The organism is Streptococcus mitis, assembly GCF_003944325.1.
GTDB lineage: Bacteria > Bacillota > Bacilli > Lactobacillales > Streptococcaceae > Streptococcus > Streptococcus mitis_CW.
Map to the genome: position 1 here is coordinate 1 of NZ_RJPX01000009.1, position 17936 is coordinate 17936.

The window sequence follows — 17936 nt, forward strand, 5'->3', positions numbered from 1 at the left end:
GAGTAGGATATCTTCCAACTTACACCAGAACAACTATCACGGATCAACTCCACCAAGCATTTGGCTTCCAAACTGATTTTGAGATTATAAGCGAAAAAAATATGAAAAAAATTTTTAAAAAAACCAAATCTCGATAAAAAGTACGCATTTTTTTAAAAGAGAAAAAGAGCTCCGAAAAGCTGTTATAGCAGCATTTAGGGGCTCTTTGTTTTCAAAAAACTGTTAAAGATGGGAGTATACTAGATTTTTACGATTTTATCAAAAGAATGAAGCGAGAATGTGATATAATACTAGAGACCATTTTACAATACAAGAAAGAAAGTACAATGAAAAATATAAAAGTTAATGCACTGGCTAGCTTGCTAGTCAATGTTCTCAATATCGTTTTTCCGCTGATAACTAATCCCTATCTGACACGGATTCTCAGCAAATCCAACTACGGTTATTTCAATACCGCCAATACCTGGGCTAGCTTTATCATTCCTTTAGCAGCCTTCGGGATTTACAACTACGGAATTCGAGCTATCAGTAAGGTCAAGGATGATAAAAATAAAATCAACTATGTTTTCTCTAAATTATTCTATATCTCCATTATTACATCTGTTCTAACAACCAGTATCTATTTCCTATTTATTTACCTGGATAACAGTATCGAAAATTTGAAAGAACTCTACTATATACTTGGTATACAGGCTCTCTTCCAATTCCTTTATATCGAGTGGATGAATGAAGCTTATGAAAATTATGCTTTTATCTTATACAAAACATTGATTATTCGTATTGCCATGTTGGTCGCTATCTTCACCTTTGTAAAAACTCCAGATGATATCGTTCCTTATGCAATCATCATGACTGCAACGACAATTCTCAACTATCTACTCAGTTTTCTCTGGATTAAGCGAGAAGTTTCCTTTGTTAAGATTGGTCTTGTCGAATTAGTCAAAGCATCAAAACCACTCTTGACCATGTTGCTTCTAGCTAATGCCAACATGCTCTACACCTTACTTGATAGAATGTTTATCACCAAAGGGCCTGATGAAAACTACATTTCTTATTATACCATTGCTTTCAGCATCGTCATGTTGATTGCCAGTGTTCTGAGTGGAGCTATCAATGTCAGTATTCCACGTCTCGGCTACTATCTCGGTAAGAAAGACTACGAATCTTATAAAAATCTTCTGAACCAAGGAGCTGCCCTCTTTTATTTCCTTATCATTCCAACCAGTATTGGGATTATGGTATTAGGAAACTACGCTACAGTCATCTACTCTTCTGAAAAATACCTTGAAGCTGGTATTGTGACTAGTGTCTTCGCCTTTCGTACTATCATTTGGGCCATTGAGTTAATCCTTGGTAAACAAATTATCTTCATCAACGACCACGAAAATCGTTTAACAGCCTTTTACTTTATTGGTGGCGGAGCTAATATCCTACTCAACAGTCTCTTGTATTTCAATAATATTTTTGCACCAGAGTACTACATTGCTACTACTATTATTGCAGAAACTGTAGTTGTTCTACTGGAAATTTACTTTATCAAGAAACATCAGCTACTGGATTTAAAAGAGATCTTTACTACTTTAACACGCTATACTATTGTATCCCTTGGATTCATCCCGATCTATTTTGCGTTTAAATCCCTTTTCCAAATCAACTCTTATACAGTCAACCTCAATATGATACTCATGGTACTCTCGACTGTTGCAACCTGTGGAATCTACTATCTCTTGATACTTTTTATCACAAAAGATAAAACACTCCACTATACACTCAATCTTGCTCTTGCTAAGATTAAAAGAAATTAAAAAATAACCTACCTATCTAAAACAAGGAATACTCCAGTAGATAGGTAGGCTATTTATTTTATCAAATTATCAAATCAAAGTAACTTGTTCATAAATCAATCAATCCAGTAATTTTTATCAGTTCCTGGATTTTGATTTTCAATAGGCGGAGGAGTCATATAGTTTTCACCAAACTCGTAAACCAGAATCTCATGGAATTTTCTAGGAACTTTCACAAGAATATTCTCATATGGCATTTCAATTGTATCATATAACCACTCTTTCTTAATTCCACTTGGATAGTAAGAGTCATAAGTAGTACATGCAAGATCTGTAGCCTGTTCAATATCATATTGCAAAGCTAATTTCTCCAATTTTTCATTCCATTTCTGTGGAGAAGTCCGTCTAAAAATTGCAGATGCAAGATAACGTGGTAAATTTTTGACACCCCCATTATCTATTTTGACTCCTTTAAAATTCAGAGACGAAAGTCGAATAAATTGTTTATAAAGTCTCATCTGTTTTCTATCACGTTCATCTGTAACAACTCCATCGTATGGAAAAATGTCAACACAAGTACCTAGAACAACCGACTTATCTAAAAGATTAGCATCTCTTCTTGTCCTCATATCGTAAACTCTCATATATGTATAAGGGTAGCCTTTTGTTTCTCTATATGAAATTAATCTATAGTAGGGATGTTTTTCATTTTTTAATATCTCATAGAGCTTTTCAAATTCATCACGCGCCAAAGAAATATCGGTATCATCATCCCAAGGAATAAAACCTTTATGGCGTACAGCTCCTAGTAAGGTTCCAAAATCAATAAAATACTTGATTTCATGTTCCTCACACAATTCATGCAAATAGTTTAAAATATCTAATTCAATTTGTTTAATTTCTTCAAGAGTCAAAATTTTCTCTGACATCTATTATTCACTCCTAATCTTTTTACATTGAGTCAATAGTTTCTTCATTTCAATGACATCACTGGGATACCTTAATAATTTTCCACAATTGAAAATCATGATGAGAGAACCTTAGCTCAACTGGTGGTAGTTGCATGTAGTCTCCGTAGTCCGAGGTCAGAATTTCNTGATAATTTTTTGGAATCATAAATTCCTTACCTTCGAATACACCCATAATAGTTTGTTCCAACCACTCTCGCTTCCAGACTGGTTTATGCATATCTTTATAAATAAGATAGTCAACCAACTCGTAATCATCTACTTTTCTAGATTTAGCAAGTTCATCAATGCCTCCAATATACTTATTCGTATTTGTGAAATAGAAGACAATAACTGATATATAGCGAATTAAAGAATTTAATAGACTTTTAGTATTGGTAATACCCTTAAATGTATAACAGCTTAATTGACGTTTTTTTATAAGCCTTGTCATTTTATCTTTAAAAACAGAATCATCCTCGTAACCATCTACAGGGAAAATATCTACATAAATCCCCATATTGGAATCAATTCGAACATCTTCTTCTAACAAATAAGTTTGATTATCCTGCACTTTCATGAAGGGATAGACATAGTTGAGATTATTTTTATAAGACATCACTTCGTAACGTTCGTCAGGGTTAGAGATAAGGTAGTCTTGCAACTTCTCATAGTCTTCACGCAACATACAAATATCCATATCATCATCCCAAGGAATAAAACCTTTATGACGAACCGCACCGATAAGACTGCCATAAGCTAGGAAATATTTGACACCAATTTTCTGACAAGTTTCATGAATGTATTCCATGATTCCCAGTTCCATCTGTTGAATCTCTCTAATATCAGTTACTTCCTGATAACGAATACCTTCATCACGTTTGCAAACAACTAATCCATAACCAATAATCAACCAAAAGATAATATTAATAAAGTTAGTTGAGTACATAATCTGACTTTCAAATAATTGACCGAACAAGATGCCAAAGAAAAGAATCATAATCAACTTTTCAGAGTTCTTTTTAGAAACAATCAAATAAGTCAAAAAGCGCTTAAATATATATCCTAGTATAAGTAGAAAGGATACTAAACCTAAAATTCCAGAACTAACAAATATCGTTACCAAAATGTTGTGGAAATTTCCACCAATAAGAGAATTTTGAATCTCAAATTTACTGAAATATTTTGTGTAATAATCTGGAACATTTCGTACACCATAACCAAAAATTGGTTTCTCACTTCCCATTTTTATAGCATTTTTCCAAATATAAGTTCTACCACTAGGTGTTGTTTCTATTAGATGAAGTTCTCCTGTTTTTTTTATAACTGAAGAATCCGTTTCTGCATAAGATTGTCCTTTATTTAAGTCTAATACAGTTGCTTTCCCTGAGAATATGTAAATAGAGGTTACATAACTCAATCCGATATTAGCAGCAGAAACAAGTAAAGCAGAAACTATAAAGATTAGAAATCGCTTAGCTAACTTGCCCCTGTTAATAAAGAAACTATAAAACCCAAGCATTAACACTAAAGATAATAAAGCTCCTCTACTTTGCATGGTTGCAAAATAAACTAATTGAATCACATTATTCAGTTTAAGATAGACAGAATATTTACTTCCTTTATGAATCAAATACATAGCCAAAACAATGCTAATGTATGAAAATATCGCACTAGCATTTGGATTGACAATCCCCCACAGACGTCCATTCATAACACCATAGTAATAAGATTGCTGTCCAATTTTAAATAGGATAAGGACTCTACTTACCAATAAACCAAACGCAAAAATCGCAGAAGAAAAAGAAACAAGTTGAATAGTGTATGCAATCCAATCAAATAATTTCTTTAATTGACCTGATTCTAACATGGTAAATAATAAAATATAGGTTACCATAAAGAGGATCTCAATCACATTTCCAATCAAATGTCCAGAGCGATTGAAAATAGCTGATAAGAGATGACTTCCAGCTAAGAGTCCAAATAAGGATAGAAATTTACGATCTACTGTGATTTTTTTCCACTTAAACAATAAGGTATAGCAAATATAAAGCACTACAATCGCTGACAATCCTTTATAAAGGGGATTTGCTATCTTATAAACCAGTGAACTCATACTTAAAATCGAAATGAAAACAAAGAGATATGCAATCCATAGTTTTGATTTTTCAAAGTATTCATCCATTTTTGAAAAATTCATTTTCAACTCCTTCTCATAATATTAGTTTCTGAATCCAAGAATTTTTTTATATATCCATGGAGAAAAGACAAGTAACAGGACAGCTATCTTACGAAATCTAGTGAAATAAGCATCCTTCCAGATTTCATATCGATGCTGAATAATCCAAGCCCTTAGGTCGACTTTCTCCTTTTGATACTGTTCAGATGAAGTAAAGATAATTTTATCGTAAACTGTGATATATGACCAACATTCTCTATTTTTTAATTCATACTTTAAATTAGGAAATACTTGTGATACTTGAGTAATGATGTTCTTATAAACTTCTATCGTATCAAATACATACCGATTAACAGATGTTGTCGCACTTCCCTCACGATGATCATAATAATAAATTGGTTTGTCAACAAATACACTACTGCATCTTGTCTTTAGTAGCAATTCCGTTAAAAACAAGGCATCTTCAGCTAGATGGTAGTCTGTATTAAATTTTTCATCTGTCAGCAGGTCTCTCTTAAATAGTTTTGCGACTGGAAAGAATGAGGTCTTAGTAGTCATCAGTAATTCTTTCATGGTTTCTTCTGTTGACCAAAGTTCTTTTCTACCAGAATACAAGGGTAAGTCTGTCACTATTCCATTTCTGATATGGTGTAGAGGAGCAATCACAAAACCTACATCTTCTCCTTCAACTGCACTAGCTAAAGTAGCTAGGTAATCATTGGTGACGAAATCATCGCTATCAACAAAAGTTATCCAAGCACCCGTCGCTAGCTGAATTCCAACATTTCTAGCATTAGAAACACCAGCATTTTCGATATGGTAAACCTTGATATTTTCATACTGATCTGATAAATAATCACAAATTTGTCCACTAGAATCAGTAGACCCATCATTTATTAGGATTAGTTCAAAATTGGTATAAGTCTGTTGAAGAATTGACTCCACACATCGTTCCAGATAGCTTTCTACATTGTATACTGGAACAATAACACTTATTTTTTCACCCATCATGTTCCATATTCTCCCTTGTATTCTGTATAAGACTTATCCATATCAGCGATGACAGCATCATGATGTGGTACTTGCTTGTCTGCTGGTGGTGGCGTCATATAATCTCCAAAAGCAGTGCTAAGATAGGCATCATAGCCGATTGGAATAGGCAGCTCTGTCCCTTCAAATGGCAAGAAAAGATTATCTTCAAAAGATGCGATTGGGTACTTGTTTCTCATATAGCCAGGACCTGAGCATAATTCTGTAATGCCATCGCTTTCAGCGAGACCATATTTAGTCATTTCTTTCTCAGCTTTTTTCCAAATGCGATAACGGAGAGATTTTGGAGTCAATCCCAGTAAAATACGACTTCCCCATTTCATAAGTGCACCATGCTTTTCTGGAATAGTTTGCGCACAAAAGAGTGAATAGATCAAGGCCCAGCGAACCTGTTTTTTCCGCTCAGCTGGATTCTTCGGATAATAATCCAAAGGCAAGACATCCAAGGCAAGACCATGTGGCAAATTCAAATCCTGCTGATAAGGTTTGATACAGGTCGTTTCCTTGTCACGAATAGTAATAAAAAGATTGCGGTCTACAAAATCCTTGTTACTCTTTGACAAGAAATAACGCTCATCTGCATAACGAGGCCATAATTCTGCTAATCTCTCATAATCTTTACGAGGCATAAAAAAGTCTAGGTCGTCGTCCCAAGGAATAAACCCCTTGTTTCGAAGGGTACCAATAGCCCCTCCGCCACAGAGATAACAGAGCAAATCATGTTCTTTACAAAAAGCCACAAAATATTCAGCCATCTCCAGACTTCGAGCCTGAATTGCTTTTAAATCAGTCATATTGTTCATTATTCTTTCTATCGTATCGTTTCATTATACCACAAATACGGGGTGAAAATCTATTGCAGACTGTAAAAAATCAAAGCCTGATTGCTAGATAAATAGCCTTCAGACTTTGATTCTCCTATCTTATTTTATCTCAAGCCCATCTGAGATAATTTATTCTGATATTTGTTTTGATCAACCAGCAAACCCAAGCCTCCATAGACATCATAGGCATCGACCCAATCACCTAGTTCTGGAACTGTTAATCTCTCAATGCCATTTTTCGCTCCATCCAGGAAGGATAAGCCATTAGTCAGTAGGAAACTATAAGGAACATTCGTAGAGGTCATGCCAAAGACCTTACCAAGTGCTTCTGATCCAGTAAAGAGTTTAGTTGGATCCTTGAGTTGTTGCAGAACAGCTGTCAACACTTGCTGTTGTCTCTTGGTACGACCGTAATCACCTTCATCATCATCACGGAAGCGAGCATAATTGAGCAAGGTCGAACCATTCATCTGCTGTTTCCCGACTTTAATAGTCTGGGTTGGAGACTCTGTTTCCGTAGCATGTAAGTCATCTCCCACCGTAGCTTCTGTTAATGGACGCCCATTCAATGTTGAAAACTGAGCATCAATTGCCACCCCATCTGGGAAAAGCGTGTCAATCGCTGTTGCAAAGGCCTGAAAATCAACCAAGGCGTAATACTTAATGTCCAAGTCAAAATTATCTTTCAAGACTTGACGAACCATCTCTGCCCCTCTTTGCCCCTCTTGTTCTCCTAACTCATAGGCTACGTTTAACTTGTTATCCGTCTGTTTTCTACCGTTAATCACTTGGCTGTAACCATCTATATAAACCAAATTATCACGCATGAAGCTGACCAGCTTGATTTTCTTATCTGATCCACCGACGTTTAGGACCATAATCGAGTCCGTTCTCGTTTCAACACTATTTTGACCAATCCGTCCATCCGTTCCCATAATCAAAATATTAACCCCATCCTTGGTATCTTGACCATTAAAGACTTCTACTTGAGCTGCCTTAGCATTTGCAGGTTTGTTTGAATCAGCATTTGAATAACCTTTGAGGAACATAAAAATCATGCCAAAACCGACACAGGCTAAAAGGGCGAACAGTCCAGCAAAAATACGACCCCAACGAATCTTACGTTTTTTGGATGTAACCTTTGGAAGAGAATGACTTTTCTGGTATTTTTTTGCACGACTACGGTTAGCATAGGATGGAAGAGAAGACTGATTGATTGGTTCCATGAAAGACTCTTCCATATCGTGATTTTCATTATGAATTTCTGAAGAATCTTCACTACTACTAGCCATATTTAACTTACCTTTCAGGTAAGCAAACTCCTTTTTCTCTCGCTCATTGAGGTAATGAATATTCTTAAAAAGATAGTCATAACGTAACTGCTCATGATGGCTTAAAGGATTTTCTTTCCTCATCTTCTCTCCTTTCCATGGTCTGATATTGAATAAATAGGATAAGCTCCCAGAACTTTATACTGAATTCCAATCGCTTCTAATTCTTTTTGAGCAAAGTGGACCAAGGCCTGATCAGTATAATCCACATCGATAATGAAAAAGTATTCGCCCAGTGCTGTCTTGAGTGGACGACTTTCAATTTTTGTCAGGTCAATTCCTCGCCAAGCGAAGGTTGAAAGAGCCTTATAAAGTGCGCCAGGAAGGTTGTCAGGCAAGGTCAAGGCCAAACTCATTTTCTCAGTTTGTGCTTTCAAGGGAATACTAGGCTTTTCAGCTCCCAAAACCCAAAAACGTGTGAAATTAGCTTCCATTTCCTGAATATCCTCAGCAATCAGTTCCAAGCCATATTCTTCGGCAGAACTTCTTGGTGCAATGGCAGCAAAAGGCTGGTCTGGATGTTCGGAAATAAAGCGGGCCGCATAAGCTGTACTAGCAGTCACCTCAATTTTGGCCTCTGGATACTCTTCATCGATGAATTTCTTTCCTTGCGCCAAAGCCTGTGGGTGTGAAAAAATCTTTTCAATCTTAGTGTGACCTGGAACCACCATCAACTGCTGGTGAATGGGCTGAACGATTTCTGCTACTGCTTGGATGCGAGCTTGATGAAAAAGGTAGTCCAAGGTTTCATGAACACTACCCTCGATAGAATTTTCAACTGGCACCACAGAATAATCCACCAAGCCTTGTTCATAGGCCTTGATGACATCTGTAATGTTGGCAAAGGCCTGCAATTCCTCATGAGGAAAAGCTGTCTGCACAACGTGGTGTGAAAATGATCCCTTGGGACCTAGATAAGCAATTTTCATCTTAGTTCCTCTATAATTTCCTCTGGGCTTAGCTTGGTCACATCCAAAACCCGACTGGCTACTTCCTCATACCAGTACTGTCTTTCTTGAAAAATAGCTGCTAGTTTCTCCTTACTATTATTGAGAAAAAGCGGTCGCAAATTGTCCTTATCAGCTGATATGCGTTGGTAGAGGGTTTCAAAGTCTGCTTTCAGGTAGATATTATCAGAATTGGTCTTGAGTAAGTCACGATTACGTTCAGAAATGACTACACCTCCACCAGTTGACACAACTTGATTTGTTTCTAGTAACTCAGCTAGGACTTCTGACTCCACCTGACGAAAGGCCTCTTCTCCCTTTTCAGCGAAAAATTCCGCAATGGACATGCCTAAGCGCTTCTCAACCAGAGCATCCATATCAAGGTAATTAGGGGCCAAGCCTCTTGCAATAGTCGATTTGCCAGCCCCCATAAATCCGAGTAGTACCTTAGCCATGAATCAAGCTCTCCAAATCATCAAAGAAGCTAGGATAGCTGGTATTGATGGCTTCTGCACGGTCAAGCTCCACTTCTCCATCTGCAACCAAGAGAGCCCCGATAGCTGTCATCATGCCAATGCGGTGGTCACCAAAAGTATTGACTCTAGCACCGTGAAGGGCTGATTTCCCTTTGATAATCATCCCATCTGCTGTAGGGGTAATATCTGCTCCCATACTATTGAGGGCGTCTGCTACCACCTGAATGCGGTCTGTTTCCTTGACCTTGAGTTCCTCAGCATCCTTAATAACTGTTACACCTTGAGCTTGGGTCGCCAGAAGGGCAATAATCGGCAATTCATCTATCAAACGTGGAATCAAAGCACCACCAATCTCTGTTCCTTTGAGGTCAGAAGACTCAACAATCAAGGTAGCGGATTTAGCGACTGGGTCGATTTCAGTTATTTCCAATTTTCCACCCATGGCGCGAATGACATCAATAATACCAGTACGCGTTTCATTAATACCAACATTCTGCAGCACGACACGAGAATTTGGAACAATCAAACCTGCGACTAGCCAAAAGGCTGCACTGGAAATATCTCCTGGCACGACCACCTTTTGTCCTGTCAATTTTTGTGGCCCTTGGACTGTGATTTTCTTGCCCTCCACACTTAAATGACCACCAAATTGTTGCAGCATATCTTCAGTATGATTACGGGTACATTCTTTTTCGATAATGACGGACTCCCCCTGAGCCTGCAAGGCTGCAAAGATCAAGGCGGACTTGACTTGAGCAGAGGCAATTGGCAACTCATAATGAATAGGTGTTAAGTTTTTCGTCCCTTTCAAACGCAAAGGAGGCAAATCTCGCTCAGTTTGCCCTGAAATGCTGACGCCCATTTTTTTCAGAGGAATAGTCACACGATCCATAGGACGTTTAGAAAGACTATCATCTCCGAACATTTCTACTTCGAAGTCTGCGCCAGCAAGGACACCTGAAATCAGGCGAATCGAGGTTCCAGAATTTCCCATATCAAGGGCATTTTGTGGCGCTTTTAAGCCATCCATGCCCACACCTTGAATGGTAATAACCCCATCTTTATCCTCAATTTCAACACCAAGGTCACGAAAAACCTGCATGGTCGAAAGGACGTCTTCACCTCGCAGAATATCATAAACCTTGGTCTCCCCCTCAGCTAAACTTCCAAAGATAATGGAACGGTGGCTGATAGACTTGTCACCTGGGACGCGGATACTGCCATGTAAGTGGCGAATGTTTGTTTTTAGTTTCATACTGGACCTCATACTTGCAATACTTTTACCTATTTTATCATAAAAAGCCAGAAATTCCTTAAAAATTCCTGACTTTATGATAGTTATTTTCTTATTTTAGCAATTCTGAAACTGGTTCGAAAACAATTTTTTCAATGTCAGAAAGGTAAATTGCCAATTGTTGTTGCTTGGTAAAGAATTCTGACAAGAGGCTGTTCCCCTGAATCTGCTTGCCAAAGCCTTCCATTTTCGCTTGGAAGGAAGCATCTGGCATTTGACCTGTCTGTGCTAGTTTTTGAATTTCCTCTTGAAAGGCAACATATTCTGTAAAGATTTTGCTTGCCTCAGCATCTGCTGAAATAGCATCTTTAGCTGCTTTAACAGCCTTGTATTCTGGTAATTCGCGTAGACCGCGACTGAGTTCGTTTGCACTATCGTAAATATTTGACATGATTTTCTCCTTATTTGATAACGACTGTATAGTCGGTGTTTTCTGTTATGAGGTGCTCGGCTCGTTCTAAATCTTGAGCATTTTTAAATGAAATTTGTAGAATCCCGTGAATATCTTCACGGTTTTCCTCGTTGATGTGAATATTGACCAAGGAAGTTCCACGTAGCAGTTCCAAGATTCGTAAAATAACGTCTTCTTCATCGGGAACATCGACATAGAGGTCATAAGAGCTATCTACTCCACCACGCTTATGGATTTCCATGGCCTGACGTTGCTCACGCGCTTGGCTGAAAAAGTTCCAGATTTGCTCTTCATCTCCCTTGCTGATGGCCTGACCAATCGCTTCCAAACGCTCCTTGAAATCCGCAATTCGCTCCAGAATAGTTTCACTATTTGACAAGAGAATAGAAGTCCACATCCCTGGCTCGCTTTCCGCAATCCGAGTCATATCTCGAAAACCACCTGCCGCAAAGCGCCTTGCCATCTCATGTTCTTGAGCATAGACCGCGGTCTGTTCCATGAGACTAGAAGCCAGAATATGAGGAAAATGGCTAATCTGAGAAGTGACTCGATCATGCTCCTTGGCATCAATCTCGATAAAGCGAGCATGAAGACCTGAAAGCAAGTCCTTCATTTCCTCAAGCGTGTCCTGACTTGTCAGGCTTGAAGGTGTAAAGATATAATAGGCATTTTCAAAAAGATTGACATCCGCAGAAGCAGCCCCTGTCTTGTGACTACCAGCCATGGGATGGGCCCCGACAAAGCGAACAAATTTGCCAGTCAAATACTGCTCCGCTGCATCCACAATGGCTAACTTGGTCGAACCAGCATCTGAAATAATGACGCCTTCTTTCAAATCCAAGTTAGCCAACTCCTTAATGAAAGCAATAGTTTGTTTGATTGGCAAGCTGAGAATGATGATATCCGCCAGAGGAGCAAAGCTAGCAAAATCATCCGTTGCACGGTCAATCATGCCTTCTTTCAAAGCGATATCTCTCGAAGCTTGACTGCGATTATAACCCAAAATCTCATAATCAGGATGATCGCGTTTGATGCCAAGGGCCATAGAGGCACCAATCAAACCAAGACCCGCGATATAGACTGTTTTTGCCATAGGAACTCCTTAATAGTTCTTTGTATAGTCTCGGTGTTTAGCTACCGCTTCTTTTAATTCCTCTAGATTATCTGATGAGAATTTTTCAAGAATTTCTTGTGCCAGAACCGTTGCCACAACGGCTTCCATAACTACACCTGCAGCTGGAAGAGCGGTCGGATCACTTCTCTCCACAGTTGCCTTGTAGGGTTCATGGGTTTCGATATCCACACTCATGAGTGGTTTGTAGAGAGTAGGAATGGGTTTCATGACGCCACGAACAACAATAGGTTGCCCATTGGTCATACCACCTTCAAAGCCCCCTAGATTGTTGGTACGGCGAGTATAGCCGTCTTCTTTAGACCAGAGAATTTCATCCATGACTTGGCTGCCTTTACGATAACCAGCTTCAAAGCCAAGACCAAATTCCACCCCTTTAAAGGCATTGATAGAGACAACTGCTTGGGCAAGTCTGGCATCCAATTTTCTGTCCCATTGGACATAGGAACCAAGACCAACTGGAACACCTCCAACGACTGTCTCCACAACCCCACCGATGGTATCACCGTCACGTTTGATTTGGTCAATATAATCCTTGATTTCCTGTTCTCGTTCTTGGTTAACAATAGAAACTTCAGACTGGGCAGCTCTTTCCTTAATCTCAGCAACTGTGAGATTCTCAGGAACATCGATTTCCTTGCCACCAAAGACTACGACATGGTTGGCAATCTCCATATCCAGCTCAGCCAAGAGGCGTTTGGCTACTGCGCCAACTGCCGCCCGCATGGTGGTTTCACGAGCTGATGAACGTTCTAAAGAATTTCGCAAATCGTCAAAACGGTACTTGATACCCCCAACCAAGTCGGCGTGACCTGGACGAGGATGGGTGATTTTCCGTTTGCTTTTTAGGCGGTCTTCAATGTCCTCAGCAGACATGATATCCAGCCATTTCTGATGGTCCTTATTGATGACATCCATGGTAATGGGAGCCCCTGTCGTCTTCCCATGGCGAACACCCGAAGTAAAGACAACTTGGTCACTCTCAATCTTCATACGACCACCACGACCGTAGCCACCCTGACGGCGTTTAAGGTCTCCATTAATATCCTCAGCTGTCAAAGGAAGTCCAGCTGGAATTCCTTCAATGATAGCTGTCAGACGGGGGCCGTGTGATTCTCCTGCAGTTAAATATCTCATACACTCTCCTTATTTTACCAAGTAGTCTTTCATCTCTTCCAGAGAAACTAAGTGAATGGTCGCTGAGCCGAGCTCTGGCACCAAGACCAATTTCAAGGTATTGCCACGCGCCTTCTTATCATGAGTCAAAGCCTGATAAAGCTTGTCAACATCCCAGTTTTCATAGTCAACAGGCAAGCCAAATTTCTGACACATCTCTGTGATAGATTGGGTAATGCCAGCTGGCATGAGTCCCTTTTCCTCAGCAACCTTGGAAATCTGCACCATGCCCATGGCCACAGCCTCGCCATGCATGACTTTTCCATAACCAGCCGTCGCTTCAATGGCATGACCAATGGTGTGGCCAAAGTTGAGGTAAAGGCGAACACCGTTGTCCAACTCATCCTCAACTACCATCTTGCGCTTGACCTGACAAGAATGTTCAATCAAAATCTCTGCATATTCCAGAATGCTCTCTACAGAACCATCTAGCTCCGTCAAGAGAGCCCAAAGTGCTGGATCCTCAATCAAGCCATACTTGATGACCTCACCCATCCCTTCAATCAGTTCTCTTTGTCCGAGGGTTTCAAGGACAAGCGGATCGATCAGAACTCCATCTGGTTGGGCAAAGGTACCCACCATATTCTTAGCAAATGGAGTATTGACGCCTGTCTTTCCACCGATAGAAGAATCCACCTGAGCTGTCAAGCTGGTCGGAATCTGAACAAAGTGAATACCCCGCATATAGGTAGAGGCTACAAAACCAGCCAAGTCCCCAACGACACCGCCACCAAGAGCCACGATTCCATCGCTACGAGTCAAACCTTGCTTGACTAAAAATTCATAGACTTTCTGGACAGTAGTTAAATTCTTTCTTTCTTCCCCTTCTAAAAAGTCAAAAACTGCTACCTGAAAACCAGCATCTTCTAGGCTGAGTTTGACCTTCTCTGCATAGAGAGAGGCTACATGATTGTCTGTTACAATGACCACTTTTTGTGGTTGCCAGAGTTCTCGCAACCATTGACCAGCCTGAGCCAGACAACCTTTTTCAATCTGAATATCATAAGGATGATGAGGAATATCGATTCTGATTTTCATAGGAGAGTCTCCCTTTCTTTATTGGTATTTTTCTGTTAAAGACTGCCAAATTTCTTCTGTCGGCATTTCCTTGCCTGTCCACAGTTGAAAGGCTTCTGCAGCTTGATAGAGCAACATTCCCAGACCATTGACGGCTGGATTGCCCTGACTTCTAGCCCATTTCAAAAATGGGGTTTCAAAGGGTTGGTAAATGATATCTGCTATCAAGATATTTTCTGGCAAATTGATGCTTTCAGGAACTGGAGAAGATTGGCCATCCATCCCCACACTGGTGGCATTGACAAGTAAATCCGACTCAGCAATCCTTTCCTGCAAAACAGAAACATCTTCTAAAGCACACAAATCCACTTTAAAGCCTGTCTGCTCCTGTAACTTGTCTAGATAAGGTCTTGTTTTTTCAATAGAAACTGAACGAACAAAGACTGAAATCTGACTGACACCGTCCAAAATAGCTTGCGCCAAAATGGACTTAGCCGCACCACCTGCACCCAGCAGGATCATCTTTTTACCTGTAATTGTAAAAGAAGGCAAGCTCTTAAAAAATCCCTTGCCATCTGTATTATATCCAATTAAATTGCCATTCTCATTGACAACCGTATTGACCGCACCGATCAAGCACGCTTCGTCACTCAGCTCATCCAAATAAGGAATCACTAGCTCCTTATAGGGCATAGACAGGTTGATGCCAAACATCTGGTAGCGACGAATATTAGCCACTGTTTCTGCCAAGTCACCTGCTTCAATCTCCCAAGCCACGTAAACACCATTGGTAGCTGTCGCCTCAAAGGCACTATTGTGAATAAAAGGGGAAATAGAATGCTTAATAGGATTGGCAACAACGGCAGCTAAACGTGTATAGCCATCAAGCTTCATCTAAAATCTCCCTGATTTTTTTCATGTTAGCTAGAGAAATCTGACCTGGGGCACTGGCCTCATCTATACTAGCAAAGGACCAGCTAGAACCAGTCACATCCGCAGTGATACGAGACACCTTGCCCACCTTGCCCATAGAAATAGTCACATATTCCTGTTCAGGATTGAGGGTTTTAAAGCCTCGTGTATAGTTCATCAAGTCTAGCACATCCTGCTCCGTGTGAGCCATCACTGCAACCTTGACAAGTTTTGGATTTAGGCTCGTCAACTCTGACAAGATTTCCATCATGTTTTCAGGTGTTTCTTGGAAATTGTGGTAACTCAAAACGAGATTTGGGAAATCCAGCATTTCCTCAAAAACATCCTTGTAGCTGTAGTACTCAAAATCAATATAGTCTGGTTGATAGAGTTGCGCCACTTCCTTGATGAGATGGATATATTCTTCTGAAGAAAGTTCGATTTCTCCCCCCTCAGCGCGAGTTCGCAACGTGAAAACCAATTCACGACCTGCAAATTTTTCAAAAATAGCTGGAGCTACCTGCAAAATCGCTTCTTTAGGCAGATAGTCGGCACGCCATTCAATGATGTCGGCATCCAGATACCTCGTGGCATCCAGTGCCTGAGCCTCCTCTAAACTTCTTGGCATTACTGAAACGATTAATTTCATTTACTAACCTTCATACTAATCACCTTGAGGTAATTACTACTTTCATCTTTTTTATTATAGGCGAAATCTGCTGGAAGACCGTATTTATTTAAAATCTGGTAACTTCTTCCTGCGAAGCCTTTATCAATTTGTTCTGTAAATTTCTGGCGGGAAACATTGGCAGCATTAGTACTGGCAATGATAATTCCTCCCGGATTTAAAATATCAAGACTCTGGGAAATCAACTTGTGATAATCCTTGGCCACAGAGAATGTTTGTTTTTTGTTCCGAGCGAAGCTAGGCGGATCTAGAACAATCACATCATATGTCAAGGCTTTTCGCTTGGCATATTTGAAATACTCAAAGACATCCATGACTATAAAACGATGGTCGTCTGTGCTGATTCCATTTGCCTGAAAATGCGCTTGAGACAATTCTCGTGAACGTTTAGCTAGGTCAACAGAAGTTGTCTGGTTAGCTCCTCCCATGGCTGCAGCTACTGAAAAAGCTGCTGTATAAGAAAACATATTGAGCAAGGATTTTCCCATAGCCAATCCATCCACTAAACTACCGCGAACTTCATGCTGGTCTAGGAAAATCCCTGTCATCAAGCCATCATTCATAAAGACTTGATAGAGGACACCATTTTCCAAAACAGTAAAGAAGTCAGGTGCTTCTTGACCATAAACATGTGCAGATTCATAGTCCAAACCCTTAAAGCGGATCTTCTCATAAGTCCCTAAAACCTCAGGAAAAACCTGTCTAAAGGCTTCAGAAATAACCTTGCGAATCTGATAAACATAAGAGTTATACCAAGAAAAGACAGCATAGTCGCCATAAAGGTCCACTGTCAGACCACCAAAACCATCTCCCTCTTGATTGAAGAGACGAAAGGCAGTTGTCAATTCATCTTGATAGTAGGCACTTCTCTTTTCTTTAGCTTGTCTAAACAGCGTTTCAAAGAAAGCTTGATTGAAGGTCACCTTGTCTATGCTCACAAACCAGCCCAAGCCCTTGTTTTGTTGGGAAAGGTAGGCAGTCCCAAGAAAGTTCCCTTCTTGACTATGGACTTCTACTTCCTGATTCTTAAGATTGACATTCTCAAGATCGCTGGCTTCTAGTAAAACCAGACCTTTGGTAAGCTTTTTTTCAATCCTTTTGCTGACTCTTATTCTATTCATAGTCACTATTATAGCAAATTTTGTGACAATTCTCAAAAAAGAAACAACCCCTGTTTTTTACTTTCATTTTAAAAAATAGTATACTATACTAATAAAAAATTAGAAATATTTGTGTAAGAATCACAATAAAAAATGCTCTTCCATCGTGGAGGAGCATTTCTTTTTATCAACAAAAATCAAAGAGCAAACTAGGAAACTAGCCGCAGGCTGTACTTGAGTACGGCAAGGCAAAGCTGACGTGGTTTGAAGAGATTTTCGAAGAGTATTAACTTTGAGATTGTAGCTAGATAGGCTATATCAGCAATATATGTCTGTCAAGTTTAGTGACGAATATAGTAGAAGAAATATGAGGATATAAATCAGCTTCAGCAGGTATCTGGAAAATTTGATTTTATAGAGAAGCCTTTTGTTACAAATTCAATATACTATCAATAAATAATATTATAGAAGCAACAATAATTATAATTTCACCTATCTGCATAATCCTATTTCGAACTCTAAATATATGTTCTATCAAAAATACTTGGATCACACACATTATAGGAATTAACGTTTTTGAAATTGAAAAATATCCAAATAAATAAACTATAAACAACAAAAATAGAACTATATTATATTTCTTATTCAAAACATTCCTCCCTATATT

Annotated in this window: 16 protein-coding genes; 1 reads left to right on the forward strand and 15 read right to left on the reverse strand. The window is 39.3% G+C overall.

Annotated features, from left to right (window positions below; genetic code table 11):
- Positions 1-326: 326 nt before the first annotated feature.
- A complete protein-coding gene (locus D8787_RS04070; protein WP_125420958.1) occupies positions 327-1805 on the forward strand; it encodes an oligosaccharide flippase family protein in 1479 nt (492 codons plus the stop codon).
- A gap of 95 nt (positions 1806-1900) precedes the next feature.
- Here D8787_RS04070 and D8787_RS04075 read toward each other — a convergent pair whose 3' ends face one another.
- The 15 genes from D8787_RS04075 to D8787_RS04145 form a co-directional block, all read right to left on the reverse strand.
- Positions 1901-2713, reverse strand: a complete 813-nt coding sequence (locus tag D8787_RS04075; protein ID WP_125420961.1) for a LicD family protein — start codon at positions 2711-2713, stop codon at positions 1901-1903.
- Positions 2714-2771: 58 nt separating this feature from the next.
- Positions 2772-4931: a LicD family protein gene (locus D8787_RS04080; protein ID WP_125420964.1), complete on the reverse strand. Its 2160-nt coding sequence runs from the start codon at positions 4929-4931 to the stop codon at positions 2772-2774.
- A 21-nt stretch (positions 4932-4952) separates the two neighbouring features.
- Positions 4953-5921 carry a glycosyltransferase family 2 protein gene (locus tag D8787_RS04085; RefSeq protein ID WP_125420967.1) on the reverse strand — a complete coding sequence of 323 codons (969 nt, stop codon included), beginning with the start codon at positions 5919-5921 and terminating at the stop codon, positions 4953-4955.
- Entirely contained in the window at positions 5918-6763 is an 846-nt protein-coding gene (locus D8787_RS04090; RefSeq protein ID WP_102210987.1) for a LicD family protein, read from the reverse strand. Before D8787_RS04090 ends, D8787_RS04085 begins: the two co-directional genes overlap by 4 nt.
- Positions 6764-6888: 125 nt before the next feature.
- The gene (locus D8787_RS04095; protein ID WP_125420970.1) at positions 6889-8199 is read right to left on the reverse strand and encodes an LCP family protein; all 1311 of its coding nucleotides are present in this window, start codon (positions 8197-8199) and stop codon (positions 6889-6891) included.
- The gene (gene pheA / locus D8787_RS04100; protein WP_125420973.1) at positions 8196-9044 is read right to left on the reverse strand and encodes a prephenate dehydratase; all 849 of its coding nucleotides are present in this window, start codon (positions 9042-9044) and stop codon (positions 8196-8198) included. Before pheA ends, D8787_RS04095 begins: the two co-directional genes overlap by 4 nt.
- Entirely contained in the window at positions 9041-9517 is a 477-nt protein-coding gene (locus D8787_RS04105; RefSeq protein WP_125420976.1) for a shikimate kinase, read from the reverse strand. Before D8787_RS04105 ends, pheA begins: the two co-directional genes overlap by 4 nt.
- Positions 9510-10793 (reverse strand): 3-phosphoshikimate 1-carboxyvinyltransferase, encoded by a 1284-nt coding sequence (gene aroA / locus D8787_RS04110; RefSeq protein ID WP_125420979.1) that lies wholly within the window; start codon positions 10791-10793, stop codon positions 9510-9512. Before aroA ends, D8787_RS04105 begins: the two co-directional genes overlap by 8 nt.
- Positions 10794-10884: 91 nt before the next feature.
- Positions 10885-11223, reverse strand: a complete 339-nt coding sequence (locus tag D8787_RS04115; RefSeq protein WP_000065978.1) for a YlbF/YmcA family competence regulator — start codon at positions 11221-11223, stop codon at positions 10885-10887.
- Positions 11224-11233: 10 nt separating this feature from the next.
- The gene (locus D8787_RS04120; RefSeq protein WP_125420982.1) at positions 11234-12337 is read right to left on the reverse strand and encodes a prephenate dehydrogenase; all 1104 of its coding nucleotides are present in this window, start codon (positions 12335-12337) and stop codon (positions 11234-11236) included.
- Positions 12338-12346: 9 nt separating this feature from the next.
- Positions 12347-13513, reverse strand: coding sequence for a chorismate synthase (gene aroC / locus D8787_RS04125; protein WP_125420985.1), 1167 nt, complete (start codon positions 13511-13513; stop codon positions 12347-12349).
- A gap of 9 nt (positions 13514-13522) precedes the next feature.
- A complete protein-coding gene (aroB, locus tag D8787_RS04130) occupies positions 13523-14590 on the reverse strand; it encodes a 3-dehydroquinate synthase (RefSeq protein WP_125420988.1) in 1068 nt (355 codons plus the stop codon).
- A gap of 18 nt (positions 14591-14608) precedes the next feature.
- The gene (locus D8787_RS04135) at positions 14609-15463 is read right to left on the reverse strand and encodes a shikimate dehydrogenase (RefSeq protein ID WP_125420991.1); all 855 of its coding nucleotides are present in this window, start codon (positions 15461-15463) and stop codon (positions 14609-14611) included.
- Positions 15453-16130: a type I 3-dehydroquinate dehydratase gene (aroD, locus tag D8787_RS04140; RefSeq protein WP_125420994.1), complete on the reverse strand. Its 678-nt coding sequence runs from the start codon at positions 16128-16130 to the stop codon at positions 15453-15455. The genes D8787_RS04135 and aroD overlap by 11 nt, the downstream gene beginning before the upstream one ends.
- Positions 16127-17290, reverse strand: a complete 1164-nt coding sequence (locus D8787_RS04145; protein ID WP_185776746.1) for a class I SAM-dependent rRNA methyltransferase — start codon at positions 17288-17290, stop codon at positions 16127-16129. The genes aroD and D8787_RS04145 overlap by 4 nt, the downstream gene beginning before the upstream one ends.
- Positions 17291-17936: the final 646 nt, after the last annotated feature.